This is a genomic window from Pseudomonas sp. Sample_14 (assembly GCF_004307515.1).
Taxonomy (GTDB): Bacteria; Pseudomonadota; Gammaproteobacteria; order Pseudomonadales; family Pseudomonadaceae; genus Aquipseudomonas; species Aquipseudomonas atacamensis.
Map to the genome: position 1 here is coordinate 62,794 of NZ_RCOC01000067.1, position 18,609 is coordinate 81,402.

Consider the following 18,609-nt stretch of genomic DNA (forward strand, 5'->3'; position numbering starts at 1 on the left):
GCGTAATGAGCACATTCTCTCCAAGGAGCAAACGCCATGACAACGTTCAGCGATGACCAGCTCTTGAACCTGACTCCAGAGCAATTGAAACAATTAACACCCGCGCAACTGGCACGCCGAAAGGATTTAATCCACGAACCGGCGGATCAGCGTGTTGTTACGAAGATTATTAATGTGCAAACGACCGAGCCTATAAACCCGGTGAGTGACGAGTAAATTTTCCAGAAGTGTAGACAAAGCGTTTCAACCAGCTCAGAAATCCCGTTACGGTAAGTAGCGGGATTTTTTTCAGTTGAATGCTCGAAAGGGGAAATCTGCGGCAATACCGGAGGTAGAGGTTTGGCAATATTTATCGTGGCAGTGGATTTCGATTACGCGTGGCAATCACGACAACCATGCGAAGCCCGTAACATCTTGTTACGTGTAATGTATATTATGTTAAATGATGGATGCGAATGGCCTCAGGCTTTGGATGTCAGATCCACCACTCCTAACCTCTCAGTCTAAGCAACGCCATTCGTTTGCAGCTTCAACAACCAATGTCTCTCGATAGTCCATCCGATAAAAGCCTGAGCACCTTCGCTTGCTTGGCGAGCCTCGGTCAACGGTGTGCCAGAAGCCGCTACTCGCAACCCTCTAATCGCCGGCAGGAACCTTTCACGAAATCCACCAGGTTGAATCGCGAAATGCGCTTCGATACGTTCAATCGCGTATCGCCTTTCTGTCTCATCGAGCATCGCTAGATAAAACACCATCTGCCGCCACGCGTACGCCGTATTTTTGATCATCACCAAGCTGGAGTGATAAAACCGCAACTTCATCTGCTGGCGTATGCATATCCATCTGAAGCATTCCTCGGCCATCGAAGCCAAGCGATCCTTCAACAGCGTTTTCAACCCAAGCTCACCAAATAAGAGCGCAAGGTTTTGCGTCGTCAGGATCTGTTGTTGCTCGATGATTTTCCCGTTAATCGCCGGCCGCCATGTACCCAAGCGCTCATCAGCCCTCTGAGCGCCCAATCTGGCCAATGCGTCCCTGGAACTAGCGTCAGGTCTGGAGAACCTTTTCCGCCTGGATTTCGGTTGCTCAGGAAGCATCGCCAATTGGCTTGCATCAATGTCGTAGTAATTGGCGTATAGCGTGCCACCTGTCAAAGATGCCGCCTGCCTGGCAGATCTTATGTACTTGTTCGAGAAAGTGCCCATGAAAATGTCCGAGGCGACCTCTTCCACAAAAGGCAGATCCAGCTTGGCCATCGCACCAAGCGCAGCAAATTCCTGAATGAGTTTGTTGGGCAGGATCGCTTGAGGAAAAGCGCAAAGAGTCATTGCTGCGGATTCGATCAGGAACTGTTTCGCTGCTTCAGCGACCACCGCGTCCGTTTCTCGCTGGTCTTCAACAGCCGCCACCCACGGCAATTCATTCATCCTGACCTGACTTTGCAGATCCAACAGCAACAATGATCGGCGTTGTCGAAAGGCGCGATAGGTTGCGACAGAGAGCATCCGCAGCGACGTATCGCGAAATCCTGCGCTGCAGATCTCAGCCGTAATCGCTGGCAGCAGCCGCGCCACAGTATCCCCGGATGTAATCAATTCCTTATCGATCAACTCGGCAATTGTGCCCTTTCGACACCGCTCGACGCGTCGACAAATATCAGGAGGAATGCCGCTACCTGTTAATAGCGAATATGTGCTCGCTTCTTCGCAGGTAACGGGTTGCAGCAGAGATGAAAAGTCGGAAACTCCGTCCGAACCGGGATACATGCTCAGACGTGCGGCAACCGCTTTAGCAAGTAGATGGTGACCGGGTGCGGACACGTGACTGCGTTGAGACTCTCTGTGCTTTTGATGAGATTCGGATTCGGGATGACCATGCTTGCGTACGAAATCGTCGACGATCCTGCGAATTCGTCCGACTTGTCGTCCGGTAAGCAACGCCGCATCGCTGGCGCAAACCCCCAGCAGTGCAAACAACTTCCCTGCCCGATCCCTTGAGCTTTCAGCTGCACCTGAAGCGCTGGGGCAAGCAGCATCGAACTGCCGCTTCAGAATATTCGCCTGCTCAAACCAGCCCTCAGGGTATCGGCGACAAGGCCAATCATCCTGGTACGTTAAAAGGAAAAGCGACACCGCCGCGTCGTAGAGCGGTAAACGAGTTTCAACGACATGCTTCTGCACTGCCACGCGCGCCTGTACCGGGCGATTTGAAAGCATGGCTCTGACATCACCGACAGTAAAAACCTGCACTTGAGCTGTTGAAAGCGGCAAACCGTCAGAAGCCATCGGAAAGAATCGTAGCTGTTGAAAGAAAGGGGCTATCGCTTCAACCAGATCCCATGCGTTCTCTGTACGTTGCTGCCCCAGCAACCAGGCCACCGTCAGCAGTGCAGCTTCTTCTGGCACCTCGATTCGATAATCCCCGCTCGCCAGCTTCGTTTGCAGCACCTCGATCCCCTCCTCCGTAAGGTGCCAAGTGTTGAGATCGAGTCGCTCGAAGCCAGGACGGATACCTGGAATCGAAGCAGCCAGCTGTCGCTCGTACTCGGTCAGTGCACCGCCGGCCATGAACTGCCCAGTGGCGATACCTCCAGTGACGACTTCCAGCGTGACCCACTCAGGCACATCCGCGAATGGCGTTCGTGAGCCATACGACGCGGACCCCTGCAATATGTGCTCGATTACATTACGCCAGCGCTCGATGCGCTTGCTCGTCTGTCCGTTATTGTCGAGGCCCGGTGCAGCGAGTGCTCGAGACAGTTGAAAAGCTGCATAGCCGGCACCTATGCCGGCATTAGCATTCGATTCCCTATCGTCCTTGGGCATGAGTCCTTCCGCGCCTGCGATGTTGTGGGTCCGGGGGCTGGATTCGAACCAGCGCCCACCCGGTTAAGAGCCGAGTGTTCTACCGCTGAACTACCCCGGAACAGAGCGCGGATTGTCCATCAGCGCTGAACGATTGTGAAGATCAAAAACGTTGCCGCTTGTGAACCTGAACGTAATCACTGGAACTCGTGTGCTCAGTCGTCAAATGCCGCGATATTTGCTCAAGTACTCGCCGCTCAGCGTCGCGGACCGATGCTGTGAGCGCGTAGACGGCTCACCACCCGATTAATCTCCCCTACCACCCGCCCCGTCGCCTCCTCGATCACTCCCTCATTCCGACACAAAAACCAACCCTGATCGGCAGCGGCCAGCTCAAACGCCTCGGTACAAGCAACATGCTCCTCAAGCCCACGTAGCACAGTACTGCTCAAGCCACGCCGGCGTGCCCCCGCCCTCGCCCACGAAATCTCCGCCGTCGTCACCACGCCAACATGCAGGTCTGGCACCTGTACGTTGCGGTCAATGTTCAACTGCAGGATTTCAGCGAAAGGCACTATCCGGCGAAACGCCGCATCGGACGGGTACCAGCGATCGATCAGGATGATGCTGTCGGCAGGCTGTTTGGTCAGCACGTGCTGGGAAATCCAGCGGCGGCTGTCAGCCAGGCGTTGGCAAACGTCCAGTTCCAGATTCCTGTCAGGATGGCGGACGAGCCGGTTCACCAAGTGCATTGTCTCGCCCCTGAACGGGTCGCTTTTTTTCTCGCAGAGTCGGATGACTTTTTGCTTGTCCGCCCTCAGGACTTCAGTGATGGCCTCCAACAGCGAGGTTTTGCCGACGCCTTTGGGTCCATCCAGAGCGACAAACAGCGGACGAGTCATTTTTCTCACAGGCTTTAACGGGGAGTAGCGAGCACTCTAACGGATTTTCAGGTTGAACCTCTGTTGCTCGGACGGACTCCCAACCTCAAATCCAGGAGAAACCTATGACCCAGACAGCTCTAGTCGTGGGCGCCAGCGGCATTGTCGGCAGCGCCATCACCCAGTTACTCATCGACAACCAGTGGCAAGTCGCCGCGCTGTCGAGGCATCCGTCGCAAGCGCAAGGCGTGATCCCCGTAGCGGCAGACCTTCAGGACCCTGCTTCACTGGAACATGCGCTGAGGGATGTGAAACCCACGCATGTGTTCATTACCACATGGTCGCGGCAAGCCACGGAGGCCGAGAACATTCGCGTCAATGCCGCCATGGTACGCAACGTCCTCGCCGCCATTCGCCCAGCCAAAAGCGTCAACCACGTAGCGCTGGTTACTGGCCTGAAGCACTACCTCGGCCCGTTCGAAGCCTATGGTAAAGGCAGCCTGCCGCAGACACCGTTTCGCGAAGAACAGGGTCGTCTTGATGTCGAGAATTTCTATTACGCTCAGGAAGACGAACTCTTCGCCGCTGCTGAACAGGACGGTTTCAACTGGAGCGTGCATCGCCCGCATACCGTTACTGGGGTAGCCGTGGGCAATGCGATGAACATGGCGACCACCCTCGCCGTCTATGCCTCGATTTGCAAACACACCAATCGCCCATTTGTGTTTCCCGGATCCAGGGTGCAGTGGGACAGCCTCACTGACATGACCGATGCGCGGCAATTGGCGAAACAACAACTGTGGGCGGCCACCACGCCGGCTGCGGCAAATCAGGCATTCAATATCACCAATGGCGATGTATTCCGCTGGAAATGGATGTGGAGCCGAATTGCCGAATACTTCGACCTGCCTGCTGCTGACTACCCTGCGTCACCCTCGCCTCTAGAGAAGCAGATGGCGGACGATCAAGCCGTTTGGACGGAAATAGTCGCCGAGCACGGTTTGAAAGAGTCCGATATTGGACGTCTGATTTCCCCATGGCATACCGATGCCGACCTTGGCCGCCCAATCGAAGTGGTCACGGACATGTCGAAAAGCCGCCTGATGGGCTTCACTGCCTACCAAGCGAGCGATCAGGCATTTTTCGACGTGTTCGACAGGCTGCGGGAGATGCGCTTGATACCTTAGGCGGTTCCAGACAGACAAGGTGGGCACCTGGCGTGCCCCCCCCCCCTCATTCAACAGTACTTTACACGCCCTCGCCCTCCCCTCATCTGCGACGTTCATTCGCCCTGCGAAATCCTCCCGCCATTCACCGGCAGAACGCAGCCGATCGTTTATCCCAACTCCAAGATAGCGCCTTCGACAGGTATCGCTCTGTATCCAAGTGTGTACGGACGCAAACACGTTACACAACATTGATCTTCCCGCCCCCTCAGACACAAGCGAGATACACCAGCACGATGAACTGCGCTCACGGCCAGCGCAGTGCTCCTGTGCCTGACACCTGTCATTGGGAGCACCTGAACGGCTTCCACTTTCTTGACGACAAGTCGGAGGATTAACCCCATGCAAACAAACGCGTTATCGGTCTTGAATCGGCTGCAACTTAATCTCGATCGCGCTGGGGACTGGATCGCCCCTTTAAGCCTGCGCGTTTTTCTGGCCTGGGAGTTTTTTGAAGCGGGATGGGAAAAGTGGAACGGTGAGAACTGGTTCCCCAGCATTCAAGGGGCCTTTCCTTTTCCCTTCAATCAACTGCCGGCTACGTTCAATTGGCAATTATCCATGTGGGCAGAACTGCTCTGTTCCATCGCTTTGCTTGTAGGCCTGGGAACACGTCTTTCGGCACTGATCCTCATAGTGGTCACCGTCGTGGCAACTGCCGCAGTTCACTGGCCAGCAGAGTGGTCGACGTTGAGTGAACTGGCTATGGGGTACTCCATCAGCAACAAAGGCTACGGCAATTTCAAGCTGCCGTTGATCTATCTCGTCGCACTTCTGCCACTGGTATTCACAGGCGCCGGCAAGCTGAGCCTGGATGCATGCATCGGTCGGTATCTCAAGCGTTTGAATGCACGCTGAGTGTTATCGCTTCACCAAGGTTATCGCTCTCAACCCCACTAGTAATCAGGAGTTTCATCATGACCCATATTGATAAAGTGCTGTACACCGGCAAAGTCCATACCTCCTCGGGTGGTCGCAATGGCACCGCCCTCAGTGACGACGGCCGACTGGATATAAAACTGTCATCGCCTGGCACTTCTGGCGCCGGTACCAACCCAGAGCAGTTGTTCGCCGCTGGTTGGTCGGCCTGTTTTATCGGCGCGATGGGGCTTGCGGCGAGCAAGCTGAAAGTCACCCTCCCGGTTGACCTTGCCGTCGACGCCGAAGTGGATCTAGGCACAACCGATGGCGCTTATTTCCTCCAGGCTCGCCTCAACGTCTCCCTTCCCGGCCTGGATCGCAACGTCGCTCAAGAGCTGATCGATACCGCACACCAGACATGCCCGTACTCCAAAGCGACGCGGAACAACATCAACGTGGTGATCAACCTCGTTTGAGCAGAACTGTGGCGGGTTTCAATCACCCGATTCACACCCCCGGCTGCCAGCGGTAACCGTGGGGTGCTGTGGATCGGGGGTTCCAGACGTCGAATCGGAGTATTGAGCTCATGCAAACGAACACTTCATCATCAACGCATTTAGATCCACAGCTCCCCTTTGGGGCGACCGTCGGGCTCGGGTTGCGCCGTGCGCTGCTCAACACGCTTCGCGACGCTCCAGTCGGGGATTTCGATTTTCTAGAGGTTGCTCCAGAGAACTGGATCGGCATCGGCGGCGCTCATGGTGAGGCCTTGCAGTTGCTGGCTGAACGCTATCCGCTGTCATGCCATGGCCTGTCACTGTCGCTGGGTGGCAGTGCGCCGCTGGACGAACCTTTTCTTGAGCAAGTCCGCGGGTTTCTTGATCGCTTTAACGTGCCGTTCTATAGCGAACACCTGAGTTATTGCAGTGACGATGGCCATCTATATGACCTGCTGCCATTGCCATTCACTGAGGAGGCCGTTCATCACGTTGCTGCACGCATCCGTCGTGCACAGGACATTCTCGGTCGTCGTCTTGCTGTAGAAAACGTCTCCTACTACGCCGGTGCTCATCAGGACATGGACGAACTCACTTTTACCAATGCAGTGCTCCGCGAGGCCGATTGCGACCTGTTGCTCGACGTTAACAATGTGTACGTCAACTCGGTGAACCACCGCTTCGATCCAGCGGTTTTCCTCGCCGGCCTGGAACCCGAACGCGTAGTCGCCATGCATGTGGCTGGCCATTATGACGAAGCTGATGACCTGATCATCGACACCCATGGTGCGTCGGTCAAACCGGTAGTCTGGTCATTGCTGGGCCAGGCTTATGACCTTTTCGGCGTGAAGCCAACCCTGCTGGAGCGCGATTTCAACTTTCCGTCCTACGACGAACTGGTGGCTGAGCTGAACACCATCAGGCGCTTGCAACGCGACGCCAATGCTTTGGTGCGGGTGACCGTCGATGGCTGACTCCCCTTCAAGTTTGCACAGTCAGCAGCTCGCGCTGACCCGGTACCTGCGTGACCCGGACAGTTATGCGCCGCCAGCGCAGATGAATCCTGCAAGAGCGCAGGTCTATCTCAACCTGGTGTTGAACAATCTGTTGGGGTTGCTGGGTGGGACGTTTCCGGTGCTGGTTGCCGTGCTGGGTGATGACGGTTGGCGTGCACTGGTACGACGTTTTTTGCGTGATTACCGCGCGCAAACGCCACGCTTCGGAGAAATTGCTCGTGAGTTTGTAGACTTCGTAGCGAGCCTGGAGGACTCGCCTGATCACGAACACCCCTGGTACCCGTTCTTGCCCGAATTGGCTCATTACGAGTGGGTGGAAATGGCGCTGCAACAGTTGGACGCTGCGCCGTTAAAGGCCAGTGATGCGGCGCATATACTCGACCGTCCCCTCAGGCTCTCCCCGCTCGTCTGGCCGCTGGCTTACACCTGGGCCGTACATCGTCTCGGGCCCGGTCATTTGCCTTCTGAACCGCCAGAAAAACCAACGTTGCTGCTGATCAGCCGTGCCCCGAGTGGCCAAGTGCAATTCTCGCAGGTCAGCCCTCTCGCGTTCCGTTTGTTGCAGCGGATCGAGCAGTTCCCTGACATGGATGGTCGAGCGCAGTTGCAAGCTTTGGCTGCGCAGGCTGGTGCAACAGACGTGACCGGCTTCGTTGCTGACGCACTGGTGCTGCTGCGCCAGCTGCATGCGCAAGCTGCCGTCGGCGTAGCCGCGACACCCGTTTTAAAGCTGTTGTCCTGACTGACGAGCAAAGGCTGAGGTCGGTTTTTGTATCTCTATGTACCCAAACGCTAAGTCTTGGGATTGGCTTACAAATGCTCCGCTCGCCGATACATCGCCGATACATGACTCCCGCTCAATAGGCCTACCCGAACAAGGACGCTGTATCGAAGTGGAAGACGCTTGTGCCTTTCGCCTCGAACTTCCTTGAGGGTCTATCCGCCCTGTGGCATGAACCGCGGCCTCGCCGCGCAAAGCATCTGGAGAAGCACTATGTACCGTAAACCAATGTCGAACAAAACCAGTCTTGGCCTGGCCGCAATTGCTTTAGCCGGTGGCATGAGCCTGGCATCGTCCGCCGCTTTTGCTGTTGAGCCATTGCCCCAAGGCTACCAACTGGCATCGGCCGATAAAACCGGCGAAGGCAAGTGTGGCGAAGGCAAATGCGGGGCCAGCGAAGCCAGCGACAAGTCCGCTACTGCCGAAGGCAAGTGCGGTGAAGGCAAATGTGGCGACGACTCTTTCGCTCGCACAGACACCGACCATGATGGCCTCGTCTCTCTTAAAGAACTGCTGGCTGTAGCACCTCAGGGCGGTGAAGAATTCAAAGCGATGGACACCAACCATGATGGTTTTCTTTCAGAAGGTGAGGTCTACAAGTTCAGAACCAACCAGTACATTTCCAACGGCAAGAAAGTACCCACCGAGCTATTTACCCGCATGAGCAAAGCGCAGAACTGATTCCTCCCGCCGTAGCATTCGCCCTCCCCGCGCCTGCAGCCAGGGAGGGCGATTTACCTTCTGCAAAGCCCCCAGTTGTATTGATTACATCGCGTTATAAGTGATGTTCTCCGCCCCTGATTTATCCCCTGAACGCAACACTCTAAAGTCCATCCCACTGCTCCCCTCATCATGTCGATGGGGCGCCTACTGGAGACTTATCCCATGCCTTTCATCAGCGTTCGTATCACTCGCGACGGCGTTACCAAAGAACAGAAATCTCAAGTCATCGCCGAGATCACCAAAACCATGCAAACCGTCCTCAACAAGGACCCGCACCTCACCCACATCGTTATTGAAGAGGTCGACACCGACAACTGGGGCTATGCCGGAATTACCACCACCGAGTACCGCCAACAACTGACGGAGTCGAAGAAATGACTTTCCCCGTCAGTATCGACTTTGTGTCGGATGTCGTGTGCCCCTGGTGCGCACTCGGCGCCACAGCGCTGGAACAAGCCATCGCCAATGTTGCCGGCGAGGTTGCCGTGGAGCTGACCTTCAAGCCGTTCGAACTGAACCCGGACATGCCGGCCGAGGGCGAGCACGCCATCAAGCACATGATGCGCAAATACGGGCGCAGCGCCGAAGAAGTCGCCTCGCGCAATGAAATGATCGTCGCGCGTGGCAAAGCCATCGGTTTTCAGTTCGACTTGGACAAGCGCAGCCATTTCTACAACACCTTCGATGCCCATCGCCTTCTGCTCTGGGCCGTGCAGGAAGGCCGCCAGGTCGCGCTGAAGAAAATCCTGATCGAGGCTTATTTCACCAATGGCGAGAACCCCAGCGACCACGAAACACTGGTGCGTCTAGCCGGTGAGGCGGGACTTTCTACCACCCGCGCCCGCGAGATTTTGGCCAGCGAGGCGTTCGCTCTCGAAGTCCGTGAACTTGAGAGCTTTTACCTTGAACGCGGGATCAACTCGGTCCCGGCCATGGTACTGAACGGTCGCCAGTTGGTGTCCGGATCGCTATCCGTCAAGGAGTACGAACAAATTCTCAGGCAAGTGGCACGAGAGTCCGCCCCGGCTTGACAAAGCGACTTAACTGCAATGCCAGTGATTAACCATTTGGCCGGGGCCTTGGTGAAGTGACCGCCCCACTTCCTTTCATCAACGTCAAGTGAACCGTCATGCCTCACGACTTGAATCAACTGGAAACTGCGCTGGCTGCTTACCCCCGAGTGGCGCTGCTGGAAGGCCCGACACCGATTCAGAAGCTGTCCCGCCTGAGCCGGGCAGCCGAGCTGCATGGCTGCAACCTGTACGTCAAACGCGATGACTTGATGGGCCTTGGCGGTGGTGGTAACAAACTGCGCAAACTTGAATTCCTGCTTGGCGAAGCATTGGCCGAAGGCGCCGACACACTGGTTACCTGGGGCGGTTTTCAATCCAATCACGCCAGGCTGACCGCCGCCGTCGCGGCCCGCCAAGGTTTGGCCTGCGAGCTAATCCTGACCCCGTCTGCGGTGCGCAGCGATGATGATTTTTGTCATAACGGCAACGTATTGCTCGATGACCTGTTTGGCGCAAAGGTTCATCGACTGCCGCGGGGTCTGACGCCGGACAGCTACGCCGGCGAATTGCTCAGCGCGCTCAAAAGCCAAGGCAAAAAAACCTTCCTCATACCATTGGGCGGCTCCAGCCCCAGGGGCAGTCTGGGCTACGTCGCTTGTGCAGGAGAGATCCTCCGCCAGGCAGACGCGCTCGGTGTGCAATTCGAGCGGATCATCATCCCTAATGGCAGCGCCGGAACCCATTCAGGACTGCAAGCAGGTCTGGCACTCGCTCGATCATCAACCGAAGTTATCGGCTACTCGGTGTTGGCCACAGAGGAGCAGGCCACGGCGACGACCTTGGGCAAAACTCGGGAAACCTTGCAGCTCCTGGACCCGTCCGCAACCCTTGCGGAAAGCGCAATCACTGTGGATGGCAGTCAACGTGGCGACGCCTATGGCGCCCCCACCGAATCGATGCTCGAAGCGGTCCGGCTGCTGGCCGGCGTTGAGGGCTTGCTGACGGATCCGGTCTACGGTGGCAAGGCCTTCGCCGGGTTGCTCGCTGCCGTGCGCCAAGGCGACTACCCGGCAGGAAGCAATCTACTGTTTGTGATGACCGGCGGCTTGCCTGGCCTCTTCGCCTACCGCAGCGCCTTCAACTGACTTGAGCTTTTTCGTCGTCATAAAAAACTGATGCCCGGGCGAGCCCACGGCATCGGTCACTCAACTTGCGTGGAGTACATCGTCATGTCGAACGCCCCTTATCCGCTGAACCGCACCGCTTATCTGCTGGTCGATCCGTACAACGATTTTCTCTCGGAAAACGGCAAGGTCTTTCCCTTGATCAAGCCGATTGCCGAACAGGTCGGGCTGCTCGACAACCTGAGAGCCCTCGATCGCGCCGTACGAGCGCAGAACATTCCGGTGGTCATCGTGCCGCACCACCGTTGGGAACATGGCGACTACGAAGGCTGGGATCATCCAACACCGACCCAGTGCAAAATCATGCACATGCACCACTTCGCACGTGGTGAATGGGGCGGCGAATGGCATCCCGATTTCGCGCCGAAGGACGGCGACATTGTCGTGCAGGAACATTGGGGCTCAAGCGGCTTTGCCAATACCGACCTTGATTTTCGCCTGAAGCAGAAAGGCATCACCCACGTGATCATCGTCGGTCTGCTCGCCAACACCTGCATCGAAGCGACCGCCCGCTACGCCTCGGAATTGGGCTACCACGTCACGCTGGTGCGCGATGCGACCGCCGCATTCCGGGCGGAAATGATGCACGCCGCCCACGAGTTGAACGGGCCGACTTTCGCTCACTCAATTGTCACCACCCAGGAACTGATTGGGGCGCTGGCAGCGGAGGAGTAGCGGCGATGAACACCGATTTCGCCAGTTTGCCGAGGTGGTGCGTCAAGGCCGCTTTTTGCAATTGGCGATCGGCCCCCGTCAAAAATGCATCTTGAGCAAGAGACTCAGCGCATTCTGGTCGGTAGAGAATCCGCTCGTGTCTTCAATCCCGTATTTATTCGACCAGTAATCCCACTCAAGTCCCGCATAAAAACGTTTTTGCTGTTGCCCCAGCGCCTTGCCCACGTCGTATTTGACTTGTGGGTTGAAGTGAAAGCTCCTCGCCACATAGTTGGAGGTGCCTTTGTTGCCGACGTCGTTGACGTACCACTCCAGATAACCGTCGAAAAGAATGTCGGAGCGACCCACCGGGAGGGTCATGGACCAGGTCGGGTTGATCTGCCATTGACCTGAGGCCTTACCGGTGATGCCGTCGGGTTTGCGGTAGTAGGTATTCAGGGAAAAGCGATCGAAGCCTGGAAGCGCGAGGTCGACAGCGGGACCCAGCAGGTATTTGCGATTGCGGTTTTCACCGCGCTCGTAGGTGGCGGCGATGAGGACGTCCTTGACGATGCCATAGCTCAGGGAGCGGTCACTGATTTTGCCCAGCGACAGCCGTGGGGAGAATTCACCGTAGTAGGAATGGCCGTCGGCACCCGAGAGTCCGTTGGACCATTTGTTGTCGACGAACATGAAAATATCGCCCCACGTCCAGCCGCTGGCGTGTTCGAAGCTCAGCGTTTGCTGAGTATCGTCGCCAGTGCCGTCGACTTTGAAATGCTCGCCGTAGAGGTAGCTCAAGCTGTTGTCGTTCCACAACAGAGGGCCAGCTTCGGCGCCGGCGCTGGCCAGAGCTAACAGCGGCGCCAGGCTGCGACGCAGCTGTGAAGGTGCAAGTAATGGAGTACGCGATGCGTTCATGGGCTGCCCTTGTCAGGTGATTGGCGGATATCACCGGCAAGGCATGCCCGAGCTGCGGATCAAGCAGCTGCTCTGGCCCTCAAATTAACGAGGGGCGACCCTTGCCGGGTGCGCGGCGTAATGCCGCCAGAGCAATGCCCTGCACCTCGGGTCCTGTTGAGAGCCCTCTGTGCTGACCGCTTCTACTCGATTCCGGACTAAGCAGGGGTTGTGCCAACTGAGCGAATACAATCCTAAACCCTCATTCAGCACAATCGATGCGTAAAACTGAATACTTTGCAGCCATCGGTTGCGCACCAGATTGAGGCGCGCTCATTTGAATTCGCACCGTTGCGAATCGCCTGCCCACCTCCTGCTGATTGCCTCGCCCGCCGGATCCCGTGAGGGCGGGCCTGCGACGGCTTGGCACACTTTTGGCTATTACCACTTTCGAGTAGAAGCGGTCAGTGCCAGCAATGGCACCGGGCATTGCTCTTGCGCCCCTCCCTGTGGGCGTACGTCCGATTGGATGCTTGAACGCGGCGCCAGCGCCCCGGGCAAGAGAGAAGTGTCAGCCGTGTAACTACGCATATACGCCCTCTCTCCTCCCCTTGTTCTCTCCAATCGGTCCCTCGCTGGCGTGCCGATTGGTGCGCGGCGGTTTTCGAATCGTTGTGGAGAACACATCATGAAAATTCGCTTTGCCTTGGGTCAACCGCTTCGCTCGCTACTGGCCATGGCGCTTGTGCCCGCCGCCCTGATCGCGTCTCCACTGGCTTTGGCCAATGACAAGGTGGTGCTGCTTACTTCCTGGTATGCCCAAGCCGAACAGGGTGGTTTCTACCAGGCCCTGGCGGATGGACTGTATGAAAAAGAAGGCCTGGACGTGACCATCCGCATGGGTGGGCCGCAGGTCAATGGCATGCAGCTGCTGCTCAACAAGCAGGCCGATTTCATCGTCAACTACGACTTGCAGATTCTCAAGAGTGTGGAGCAAGGCCTGCCGGTGGTGGCCGTGGCCGCGCCCTTTCAAGGTGATCCTCAGGGTCTGCTGACCCATGCCGATGTGAGCGGCCTGGATGCGTTGCAGAACAAACAGGTGCTGGTGTCCACCTCCGGCCAGCAAACGTGGTGGCCGTGGCTCAAGGAAAAATACCAGCTCAAGGACAGCCAGGCCCGCCCCTACACCTTCAACCTGCAACCCTTCCTCGCGAACGCCAACACCACGCAGCAGGCCTATGCCAGCTCCGAGTTGTTCCAGGCGTTGAAGGCCGGGGAGAAAGCCAACTTCTTCCTGTTTGCCGACGCCGGTTACCCGCCCTACGGCTCGACCCTGGCCACTCGCCAGGACGTGATCGATCAGCATCCGGATCGAGTCCAGCGCTTTGTTCGCGCCTCGATGGAGGGCTGGAAGCGCTACCTCGACAACCCGAGCGCCAACCACCTGATCAAGGCCGACAACCCGAACATGAGCGATGAATTGCTCGCCTGGGGCTTGTCGACGCTTAAGCAATATCGCCTGGTCACCGGCGGCGATGCCGCCACCCAAGGCATCGGCGTGATGAGCGATGCGCGCTGGCAGGCCACCCGAAACTTCATGGTCGACGCCGGCCTGCTCGGTGCCGATGCGCCTTGGCAGAAGGCCTACACCACGCGCTTCGTGCAGGACTTGAAGGTACTGCCTGGCGCCGAACAGTCCGCCAGCCGCTGAGCCTGATTGCAAGACTGCTGAACCCAGAGCCCGAGCCCAAGAGCCGGCTGAACGAATACCGTGAGGACACTTGTTATGTTGGTCACCAAACAACCTGTATTGCGCCGTTTCTGGTACGCCCTGCTGCCCATGACCGCGCTGGATGCCGGCCCGCAGCCCTTCACTTTACTCGGTGAGGCGCTGGTGCTGTGGAAGCGCCCCGACGGCACCCCGGTGGCCATGCGCGACCGTTGCTGCCACCGCACCGCCAAGCTCTCGAAAGGTTTTGTCAGCGAGGACGGCAACATCGCCTGCGGCTATCACGGCTGGGAATACGACTGCACCGGCACCTGCGTGAAGATCCCGCAAAACCCCGCTGGCATGATTCCGCCGGGCGCCTCGGTCCAGGCCTTTCACTGCCAGGAAAAATACGGCTACGCCTGGGTTGCCCTCGACGATCCTCTGCAACCAATCCCTGAGTTTCCCGAGGATGGCGCCCCGGGCTACCGGCGCATCTTCCAGTTTTATGAAGAGTGGAAAACCAGCCCGCTGCGGGTCATGGAAAACTCCTTTGACAACTCGCATTTTTCCTTCGTCCACAAAGCCAACTTCGGCCTTTTCGACCAGCCCGCGCCGGCCGGCTACGAGTTTCGCGAAACCGACTACGGCTTCGAGGCGGAGACCCGGGTACCGATCCGCAATCCTGAGGAAAGCTATCGCATCACCGGCACTCGCGAGCCGATTACCCAGCGCCACCTGATCAACCGCTATTACCTGCCGTTCTCCCGGCGCTTTGGCTGCATGTATCCGGACAGCGGCATCCACCACATCATCTACAACTGCGCGACGCCCATGGAAGACGGGCGACTGATGCTGGTCCAGTGGCTGTACCGCAATGACAGCGAAGAGCAATGCTCGACCCAGGAACTGATCGACTGGGACGCAGCGATCACCGCCGAAGACCGCGACATCCTCGAAGCCACCGATTACGACGCCTGTGTCGATACTCGCCGGCGAGTGGAACTGCACATGCCGTCGGACAAGCCTGGCCTGGTGATTCGCCGGCAACTGCTGGGCCTGCTCGAAGCCCATGGTGAAAGTGAAGTGTTCCTCAGCCATTGAAGTCAGCGCCCCGGTGTGCCGGGGCTTTACCGGACGCTCATGACCCAAGGGGAGAGCGCTATGTTGATGCAAACCATAACTGGGGCCAACGCCCTGCCACAGGCGTTGCCACGGGGCGACAGCGTCGGCGTGCAAACACCGCTGTTCGCCAATCAGGTGGAAAAAACCTACAGCAACGGCACCCAAGCCTTGAGCCGGGTGAAGCTGGCCATTCAGCGCGGCGAGTTCGTTTCATTGCTCGGCCCTTCGGGCTGCGGCAAGAGCACCCTGCTGAAAATGTTCGCCGGCCTCGAAAAGCCCTCCGCCGGCCATGTGCGCTGGTGGGGCAAGGACAGCCCGGCCAGCCCGACCCAAGGGCAAAGCCTGGCGATGGTGTTCCAGGAGGCGACCCTGATGCCTTGGGCGAAGGTCAGCGACAACGTGCGCCTGCCGCTGGACCTGGCCAATGTGCCCAAAACCCAGAGCCAGCCAAAGGTCGACGCCGCCCTTGCCCTTGTCGGCTTGGACCGTTTCAGCCAGGTGTACCCGCGGGAACTGTCCGGCGGCATGCAAATGCGTGCGTCCATCGCCCGGGCCTTGGCCACCGAGCCCAATCTGCTGCTGATGGACGAGCCCTTCGGCGCCCTGGATGAGTTCACCCGCAACAAGCTCGACAGCGACCTGCGTCAGCTGTGGGCTAGCCGCGACCTGACCGTGGTGTTCGTCACTCACAGCATTTTCGAGGCCGTCTACCTGTCATCGCGGGTGGTGGTGATGGGTGCGCGCCCGGGCCGAGTAATCGCCGACATCGAAATCGACGGCCCGTTGGAACGAGACGAGGCCTACCGCACCTCCCCGGCCTTTATCGCGCAGTGCGCACGCCTGTCCCGGCTGCTGGCCGAGGCCAATGGCGATTCTTGCTGACTTTATTGAGAGCCCGCTCATGAACCCGTCCTTTACTCCCTGGTTACGTCACCCCACGGCGTTGCGCATCGTCTCGCCGCTGCTGCTCGGCGCGGTATTGCTGGGTCTGTGGCAATTGGCATGTGTGGCCTGGAAGGTGCCGGTGTATCTGGTGCCCTCCCCGGTCGATATCGGCCGTACGCTGATCAGCGATGGCCCGATGCTGTTCGGTGCATTGTGGATGACCTTGAAGATCACTTTTTTCTCGTTTGCCCTGGCGGTGCTTATCGGCACCCTGGCGGCGTTTGTGTTTGTGCAGAGCCGCGTGCTGGAAGCCAGCCTGTTTCCCTACGCCATCCTGTTGCAGGTGACCCCGGTGGTGGCCGTGGCACCGCTGATCATCATCTGGTGCAGCAACACCACGCTGGCGTTGATTATTTGCGCGACCCTGGTGGCGATTTTCCCGATCATCGCCAACACCGTACTCGGCTTGCGCAGCGTCAACCCCGGCCTGCTCAATCTGTTCCGCCTGAACCGCGCCAGCCGCTGGCAGGTGCTGTTGCGCCTGCGCATTCCCAGCGCCCTGCCGTGTTTTTTTGCCGGGCTGCGCATTGCCAGCGGGCTGGCGTTGATCGGCGCGGTGGTGGCGGAGTTCGTTGCCGGCACCGGGGGCACCGGTGCAGGGCTGGCGTATCAGATCCTCCAGGCCGGCTTTCAACTGAATATTCCAAGGCTGTTCGCTGCTCTGCTGCTGATCGCCTTGACCGGTGTCGCGTTATTCAGCCTGATGGCCGTGCTGGCTCGGTTGAGCCTGCGCAACTGGCATGAAAGCGAACTCGGCTGACCCTTTGAATCCGCCGCAGATGCGGCGTATGGAGCCTCACATGAAGATTCAAAATAGCTGGCTGGTACGTAACGCCAGCGCCATCCTCACCGGTTTGTCCGGCGCGGCGGCGCGCCACGCCGGGCCTGATATCCGTATCGTCGACGGCCACATCAGCGCCATCGGCGCCCTGCAACCCCAGCCCGGCGAGCGAGTGCTGGATGCCACCGATTGCGTGGTCTACCCGGCGTGGGTCAATACCCACCATCACCTGTTTCAGTCGCTGCTCAAAGGCATTCCCGCAGGTATCGACCAGAGTCTGGGAGCCTGGCTGGGTGCCGTGCCCTATCGCTATCGCGGCGCGTTTGACGAGCAAAGCTTTCGCCTCGCCGCGCGCATTGGCCTGGTCGAATTGGCACGATCCGGCTGCGCCACCGTCGCAGACCATCATTACCTGTACTTGCCGGGCATGGACTTTGACAGTGCCGAGGTGCTGTTCGAGGAAGCCGAACGGCTGGGGCTGCGGTTTGTCCTCTGCCGTGGCGGCGCCACGCAAGCACGACAAGCCGAAGGCAAGTCCGTGGCTGGGCCGGAGACCCTGGAGCAATACCTGGACGACGTCGAGCGTCTGGTGCGGCGCTACCACGACCCGGCCGCCGATGCCTGGCGGCGGGTGGTGATGGCGCCCACCAGCCCGCCCTACTCCATGCCTGCCGAACACCTGCGCGAAACCGCCCAAGTCGCCCGCCGACTGGGCATTCGCCTGCACAGCCATCTGAGCGAAACCGTCGAATATCAAAATGAGGTGCAGCAACGCCACGGCATGTCGCCAGTGGCGTTCTGTGCCGAGCACGAGTGGCTGGGGCCGGACGTGTGGTTCGCGCATTTGGTGAAACTCGACGCCGAGGAAATCCGCATGCTCGGGGCCAGCGGTACGGGCATTGCGCATTGCCCGCAAAGCAATGGCCGCCTGGGCAGTGGCATTGCCGATGTGGTGGCCATGGAGGCTGCGGGAATGCCGGTGTCGATTGGCGTGGATGGCGCCGCCTCCAACGAGGCCTGCGACATGATCAGCGAAACCCACGCCGCCTGGCTGATGCAACGGGCCAGACTTGGCGAACGGGCCCGCCCGCGTTATGCCGGCGGTGACGAGGAAGGCGGTGCCAGCGCGGCCACGGTGGAAGACGTGGTGCGCTGGGGTACGTCTGGCGGGGCTCGGGTGCTGGGGCTGGACGCCGTGGGCAGCGTGCAAGTGGGCATGGCGGCCGACCTGGCGATCTACCGGCTGGACCAGCCGCGATACTTCGGCCTGCATGACCCGGCGATCGGGCCGGTGGTGGGCGGAGGACGCCCGACCTTGCGCGCCTTGCTGGTCGGTGGCCGGTTGACCGTACACGACGACCAATTGCCTGACTTCGACCTGGCCGAACTCGGCGCCCAGGCCCGGGACGCGGTGCGGCGGTTGCAGCAGGCCGCAGGCGTACGCTCATGAGCTGATCTCCCCGGCACGTGCTGCCGTGCCAATACTCGGCCGCATCAAATGTCTGGTAGA

General features: G+C 58.7%; 19 protein-coding genes and 1 tRNA gene. 16 read left to right on the forward strand and 4 right to left on the reverse strand.

Annotation, left to right across the window (positions count from 1 at the left end):
• The first annotated feature begins 36 nt into the window (after positions 1-36).
• On the forward strand, positions 37-216 hold the full coding sequence (locus tag D8U61_RS15830; protein ID WP_125927040.1) for a hypothetical protein: 180 nt from the start codon (positions 37-39) through the stop codon (positions 214-216).
• Between the two features lie 287 nt (positions 217-503).
• Here the strand turns inward: D8U61_RS15830 and D8U61_RS15835 are convergent, their stop codons facing one another.
• From D8U61_RS15835 to D8U61_RS15845, 3 genes are all read right to left on the reverse strand, one after another.
• Complete coding sequence (locus D8U61_RS15835; RefSeq protein ID WP_130927262.1) at positions 504-2,825, reverse strand: hypothetical protein; 2,322 nt, start codon at positions 2,823-2,825, stop codon at positions 504-506.
• A 25-nt stretch (positions 2,826-2,850) separates the two neighbouring features.
• A tRNA-Lys gene (locus tag D8U61_RS15840) sits at positions 2,851-2,925 on the reverse strand.
• 136 nt (positions 2,926-3,061) lie between these two features.
• A complete protein-coding gene (locus tag D8U61_RS15845; RefSeq protein WP_130927263.1) occupies positions 3,062-3,706 on the reverse strand; it encodes a dTMP kinase in 645 nt (214 codons plus the stop codon).
• A 104-nt stretch (positions 3,707-3,810) separates the two neighbouring features.
• Between D8U61_RS15845 and D8U61_RS15850 the strand changes: the two genes are divergently transcribed.
• The 10 genes from D8U61_RS15850 to D8U61_RS15895 all read left to right on the forward strand — a co-directional run bounded on the left by D8U61_RS15850 (position 3,811) and on the right by D8U61_RS15895 (position 11,661).
• Positions 3,811-4,872 (forward strand): SDR family oxidoreductase, encoded by a 1,062-nt coding sequence (locus D8U61_RS15850; protein ID WP_130927264.1) that lies wholly within the window; start codon positions 3,811-3,813, stop codon positions 4,870-4,872.
• Positions 4,873-5,253: 381 nt separating this feature from the next.
• The gene (locus D8U61_RS15855; protein WP_130927265.1) at positions 5,254-5,769 is read left to right on the forward strand and encodes a DoxX family protein; all 516 of its coding nucleotides are present in this window, start codon (positions 5,254-5,256) and stop codon (positions 5,767-5,769) included.
• Positions 5,770-5,828: 59 nt separating this feature from the next.
• Positions 5,829-6,248 (forward strand): organic hydroperoxide resistance protein, encoded by a 420-nt coding sequence (locus D8U61_RS15860; RefSeq protein WP_016774739.1) that lies wholly within the window; start codon positions 5,829-5,831, stop codon positions 6,246-6,248.
• Positions 6,249-6,358: 110 nt separating this feature from the next.
• Positions 6,359-7,243, forward strand: coding sequence for a DUF692 domain-containing protein (locus D8U61_RS15865; RefSeq protein ID WP_130927266.1), 885 nt, complete (start codon positions 6,359-6,361; stop codon positions 7,241-7,243).
• A complete protein-coding gene (locus D8U61_RS15870; RefSeq protein ID WP_130927267.1) occupies positions 7,236-8,027 on the forward strand; it encodes a putative DNA-binding domain-containing protein in 792 nt (263 codons plus the stop codon). The genes D8U61_RS15865 and D8U61_RS15870 overlap by 8 nt, the downstream gene beginning before the upstream one ends.
• A gap of 252 nt (positions 8,028-8,279) precedes the next feature.
• Positions 8,280-8,747 carry a hypothetical protein gene (locus D8U61_RS15875; RefSeq protein ID WP_041480354.1) on the forward strand — a complete coding sequence of 156 codons (468 nt, stop codon included), beginning with the start codon at positions 8,280-8,282 and terminating at the stop codon, positions 8,745-8,747.
• Between the two features lie 204 nt (positions 8,748-8,951).
• Positions 8,952-9,167, forward strand: coding sequence for a 4-oxalocrotonate tautomerase family protein (locus D8U61_RS15880; protein ID WP_016774741.1), 216 nt, complete (start codon positions 8,952-8,954; stop codon positions 9,165-9,167).
• A complete protein-coding gene (locus tag D8U61_RS15885) occupies positions 9,164-9,820 on the forward strand; it encodes a DsbA family oxidoreductase (protein WP_125927048.1) in 657 nt (218 codons plus the stop codon). The genes D8U61_RS15880 and D8U61_RS15885 overlap by 4 nt, the downstream gene beginning before the upstream one ends.
• Positions 9,821-9,918: 98 nt before the next feature.
• On the forward strand, positions 9,919-10,947 hold the full coding sequence (locus D8U61_RS15890) for a D-cysteine desulfhydrase family protein (protein ID WP_125927049.1): 1,029 nt from the start codon (positions 9,919-9,921) through the stop codon (positions 10,945-10,947).
• 84 nt (positions 10,948-11,031) lie between these two features.
• Positions 11,032-11,661 (forward strand): isochorismatase family cysteine hydrolase, encoded by a 630-nt coding sequence (locus D8U61_RS15895; RefSeq protein WP_125927050.1) that lies wholly within the window; start codon positions 11,032-11,034, stop codon positions 11,659-11,661.
• A gap of 78 nt (positions 11,662-11,739) precedes the next feature.
• Here the strand turns inward: D8U61_RS15895 and D8U61_RS15900 are convergent, their stop codons facing one another.
• Positions 11,740-12,561 carry an outer membrane protein OmpK gene (locus D8U61_RS15900; RefSeq protein WP_125927051.1) on the reverse strand — a complete coding sequence of 274 codons (822 nt, stop codon included), beginning with the start codon at positions 12,559-12,561 and terminating at the stop codon, positions 11,740-11,742.
• A gap of 667 nt (positions 12,562-13,228) precedes the next feature.
• On the opposite strand from D8U61_RS15900, the gene D8U61_RS15905 reads away from it, so the two are divergent.
• The 5 genes from D8U61_RS15905 (at position 13,229) to D8U61_RS15925 (ending at position 18,549) form a co-directional block, all read left to right on the forward strand.
• Positions 13,229-14,251, forward strand: coding sequence for an ABC transporter substrate-binding protein (locus D8U61_RS15905; RefSeq protein WP_125927052.1), 1,023 nt, complete (start codon positions 13,229-13,231; stop codon positions 14,249-14,251).
• 75 nt (positions 14,252-14,326) lie between these two features.
• Positions 14,327-15,352, forward strand: a complete 1,026-nt coding sequence (locus D8U61_RS15910) for an aromatic ring-hydroxylating dioxygenase subunit alpha (RefSeq protein WP_016774747.1) — start codon at positions 14,327-14,329, stop codon at positions 15,350-15,352.
• 60 nt (positions 15,353-15,412) lie between these two features.
• Positions 15,413-16,255 carry an ABC transporter ATP-binding protein gene (locus D8U61_RS15915; protein WP_125927054.1) on the forward strand — a complete coding sequence of 281 codons (843 nt, stop codon included), beginning with the start codon at positions 15,413-15,415 and terminating at the stop codon, positions 16,253-16,255.
• 19 nt (positions 16,256-16,274) lie between these two features.
• Positions 16,275-17,078 (forward strand): ABC transporter permease, encoded by an 804-nt coding sequence (locus D8U61_RS15920; protein ID WP_125927055.1) that lies wholly within the window; start codon positions 16,275-16,277, stop codon positions 17,076-17,078.
• Between the two features lie 40 nt (positions 17,079-17,118).
• A complete protein-coding gene (locus tag D8U61_RS15925) occupies positions 17,119-18,549 on the forward strand; it encodes an amidohydrolase family protein (RefSeq protein ID WP_125927056.1) in 1,431 nt (476 codons plus the stop codon).
• The last annotated feature ends 60 nt before the right edge of the window (positions 18,550-18,609 follow it).